Genomic DNA, 3,619 nt, shown 5'->3' with positions numbered 1-3,619 from the left:
TCGCCCGGTAGCCCCGGCTCTCCGTCGTCGCCCGGCTCGCGGGGCGCCGGAAGTCCGTTCCGGCGCCCCGGTTCCGGGGCGTCCCGTCAGTAGGCGCCGTTGACGTTGTCGATGGAGCCGTACCGGTCGGCGGCGTAGTTGGCCGCGGCGGTGATGTTGGAGACCGGGTTGTAGATGTCGTGCGGGGTGCCCGACACGTGGTACGCGTTGAACGTCGGCTGGATGACCTGGAGGAGGCCGACCGACGGGGTGCCGTTCTGCGCATTGATGTCCCAGCCGTTCATGGCCCGGGGGTTGCCGGTCGACTCGCGCATGATGTTGCGGTGCAGCCCGTCGTACGAACCGGGGATGCCCTTCGCCTTCATGACGTCCAGCGCCTCGCGGATCCACCCGTCGAGGTTGTTCGCGTACACCGGCTTGCGGGCGGCGGCACGGCTCGCGGCGGCCTGCTCGTCGGCACGCTTCTTCGCCTCGGCCTTCGCCTTGGCCGCCGCCTTCGCCTTCGCGTCGGCCTTCACCTTGGCCTCGGCCTTCGCCTTCGCCGCCGCGGCGTCCTTGACCCGCTTGTCGGCGACGGAGTGCTGCTCGGCGATGCGCGCCTGCACGGTGCCGCTGCCCTGCGAGGCAACCGTCGCGACCGTCGCCATGTCCTGCGTGCCCGCCTCGGCGGAACCACCGCCGGGCAGAAGGGTGAGCGCGAGGGAGGCGGCGCCGAGAGCGGCGACACCGGCGATCGAGACCCGGTGGGTCTTGGTCAGACGACTGTGGCCAGGAGCGGAGGACATGCAGACGTACCTCTCGAAGGGGACAAGGAAGCGCCGCGGACTCCGCGACGGCAGCCATTGTTAGCGTCCGCAAAATCCCCAGGCAAAGGTGTGACGTACGAAGCCGGATAGTGGAACGGGGGTCGCCCGGCAACCGTCCGGCACCACCCCGCACCCCCGTACCCCGTACTCACACCCCCTTTACACATCCACTACGCACCTTCGTAAGTGACCTGCGTCCTATGCCCGGCCTCACACCACCCCCACAAGAAACTCACCAACCGTAACCACCGCAAAGCACCCCGCTACGAACCACGACGCTCCCCACCCGCGCCACCCGCTACTCCCCACCCGCGCCACCCGCTGCTTCCCACCTGCGGCACCCACTCCGTCCCCACCCGCGACACCTCCCCCCACCCGAGGCGCTTGCCCCCCTTCCCGCCCGTGGCTCCCGTCCCTTCCCGCCCGCTCCGCCCCGCCCCCGCACCCCGCCCCGAGACCTAGTCCCCAGGTCCCTCCCCGTCGCCGTCCCGGGCCCGATCCCGTTCCCGTACGTCACCGGTACCGTGACCGGCATGACCCCCGGCCCCCACCCCACCTCCGGCGGCCTGGCAGCCGTCAGTTCCGCGCTTCTCGCCATGAGCCGGCACCTTGAGGTCCGCGACGTCCTCAAGACGATCGTCGCCTCGGCACGCGACCTCCTCGACGCCGAGTACGCCGCCCTCGGAGTCCCCGACGACCACGGCGGCTTCGCCCAGTTCGTCGTCGACGGAGTCAGCGACGAGCAGTGGAAGGCCATCGGCCCGCTGCCCCGTCAGCACGGAATCCTCGCCGCGATGCTGCACGGCGCCGAGACCGAGCGCCTCGCCGACGTCACCAAGGACCCCCGCTTCGAGGGCTGGCCGGACGCCCACCCCGACATGTCCGACTTCCTCGGCCTCCCCATCCGCGACGGCGACGAAGTCATCGGCGCCCTCTTCCTCGCCAACAAGCGCTGCGCCAAGCCCGCAGGCGGGGGCTGCGGCTTCACCGCCGACGACGAGGGACTCCTCACGATCCTGGCCCAGCACGCCGCGATCGCCCTCACCAACGCCCGTCTGTACGAGCGCAGCCGCGAGCTCACCATCGCCGAGGAGCGCTCCCGCCTGGCCCACGAGCTGCACGACGCCGTCAGCCAGAAGCTCTTCTCGCTGCGTCTCACCGCCCAGGCCGCCGCCGCCCTCGTCGACCGCGACCCGGCCCGCGCCAAGGGCGAGCTCCACCAGGTCGCCGCCCTCGCCGCCGAAGCCGCCGACGAACTCCGGGCCGCGGTCGTCGAACTGCGCCCCGCCGGACTCGACGAGGACGGCCTGGTCGCCACCCTCCGTACCCAGATCCAGGTCATGGACCGTGCCCACAGCGCCCAGGTCGTCTTCGACAGCTGCGGTGTGCGGGCCCTCCCCGCGGCCCAGGAGGAGGCGATGCTCCGCGTCGCCCAGGAAGCCCTGCACAACGCGCTGCGCCACTCCGGCGCCGACCGCGTGGACGTCGTACTAGAAAAGCGGGACGATCACGTCCGGCTCAGCGTGGCGGACGACGGCTGCGGCTTCGAGCCCGGGGGAGTGCGCCGTGCCGGCCGCCACCTCGGCCTGGTGTCGATGCGGGACCGGGCAGGCGGAGTCGGCGGCAGTCTCACAGTGGATTCGGCGCCCGGAAAGGGCACCACGATCACCATGGAGGTCCCCGGTGCCTGAGGCCGGCCACAACGCCCCGTCCCCCGGAGCGAAGGCGAAGATCCGCGTCCTGCTGGTCGACGACCACCAGGTCGTCCGGCGAGGACTGCGCACGTTCCTCGAAATCCAGGACGACATAGAGGTCGTCGGCGAGGCGGCCGACGGCGCGGAAGGAGTCGCCAGGGCGGAATCCCTCCGCCCCGACGTCGTCCTGATGGACATCAAGATGCCCGGCACCGACGGCATCGAGGCCCTGCGCAAGCTCCGCGAGCTCGCCAACCCCGCGAAGGTGCTGATCGTCACCAGCTTCACCGAGCAGCGCACCGTGGTCCCCGCCCTGCGGGCAGGCGCCTCCGGTTACGTCTACAAGGACGTCGACCCGGACGCCCTGGCCGGCGCCATCCGCTCGGTCCACGCCGGCCACGTGCTCCTCCAGCCCGAGGTCGCCGGTGCCCTCCTCTCCCAGGACTCCCCGCAGAACGGACAGGGCCGCAGCACCTCCCTCACCGACCGCGAGCGCGAGGTCCTCGCCCTCATCGCGGACGGCCGCTCCAACCGGGAGATCGCCCGCGCCCTCGTGCTCTCCGAGAAGACCGTCAAGACCCACGTGTCGAACATCCTGATGAAGCTGGACCTCGCGGACCGCACCCAGGCCGCGCTCTGGGCCGTCCGGCACGGCCTGACGGACTGAACGGCACCCCGTACGAGCCCTATACGGACCGTCACCCTCCGGTCTGAGATTCATACCGTCGTGTGTAAGTACTCCGAATGGCGCAACCTGACCGGCGCCCGACCGTTCTTCATGGCGTGCTGCGGCGGCTGGCCGTGGCCACTGCTAGGAGGAACCTGAAGTGAAGAACCTGAAGAAGGCCGCTGCCATCACCCTGGTCGCCGGTGGGCTCATCGCCGCGGGCGCCGGTGCCGCCTCCGCCACCGGTCACGGTGCCGAGGCCAACGGCAAGGCCATCGGGTCGCCGGGCGTCGGCTCCGGCAACCTGGTTCAGGCCCCGGTGCACATCCCGGTCAACGCGGTCGGCAACACCGTCTCCGTCATCGGCGCCCTCAACCCGGCCTTCGCGAACGACGGCCTCAACACCTGACATACCCCCGGCGGCCCGACCAGACGAAGGCCCCCGCCCCCCC

Annotated in this window: 4 protein-coding genes; 3 read left to right on the top strand and 1 reads right to left on the bottom strand. The window is 71.2% G+C overall.

Going from position 1 to position 3,619, the window contains the following annotated elements; translation table 11 throughout:
- Nucleotides 1-86: 86 nt before the first annotated feature.
- Nucleotides 87-785, bottom strand: coding sequence for a transglycosylase SLT domain-containing protein (locus tag ACWGIG_RS37755; protein ID WP_453326247.1), 699 nt, complete (start codon nucleotides 783-785; stop codon nucleotides 87-89).
- A gap of 554 nt (nucleotides 786-1,339) precedes the next feature.
- On the opposite strand from ACWGIG_RS37755, the gene ACWGIG_RS37750 reads away from it, so the two are divergent.
- The 3 genes from ACWGIG_RS37750 (at nucleotide 1,340) to ACWGIG_RS37740 (ending at nucleotide 3,576) form a co-directional block, all read left to right on the top strand.
- Nucleotides 1,340-2,497, top strand: coding sequence for a GAF domain-containing sensor histidine kinase (locus ACWGIG_RS37750; protein WP_453326246.1), 1,158 nt, complete (start codon nucleotides 1,340-1,342; stop codon nucleotides 2,495-2,497).
- The gene (locus tag ACWGIG_RS37745) at nucleotides 2,490-3,167 is read left to right on the top strand and encodes a response regulator (protein ID WP_453326245.1); all 678 of its coding nucleotides are present in this window, start codon (nucleotides 2,490-2,492) and stop codon (nucleotides 3,165-3,167) included. Before ACWGIG_RS37750 ends, ACWGIG_RS37745 begins: the two co-directional genes overlap by 8 nt.
- A gap of 160 nt (nucleotides 3,168-3,327) precedes the next feature.
- Nucleotides 3,328-3,576 carry a chaplin gene (locus ACWGIG_RS37740; protein ID WP_453326244.1) on the top strand — a complete coding sequence of 83 codons (249 nt, stop codon included), beginning with the start codon at nucleotides 3,328-3,330 and terminating at the stop codon, nucleotides 3,574-3,576.
- Nucleotides 3,577-3,619 lie beyond the last annotated feature (43 nt).

The sequence above is a fragment of the Streptomyces sp. NPDC054863 genome (assembly GCF_053610825.1).
The sequence above is the reverse complement of the archived record's forward strand: the minus strand, read 5'-3'. Positions and strand labels throughout refer to the sequence as shown.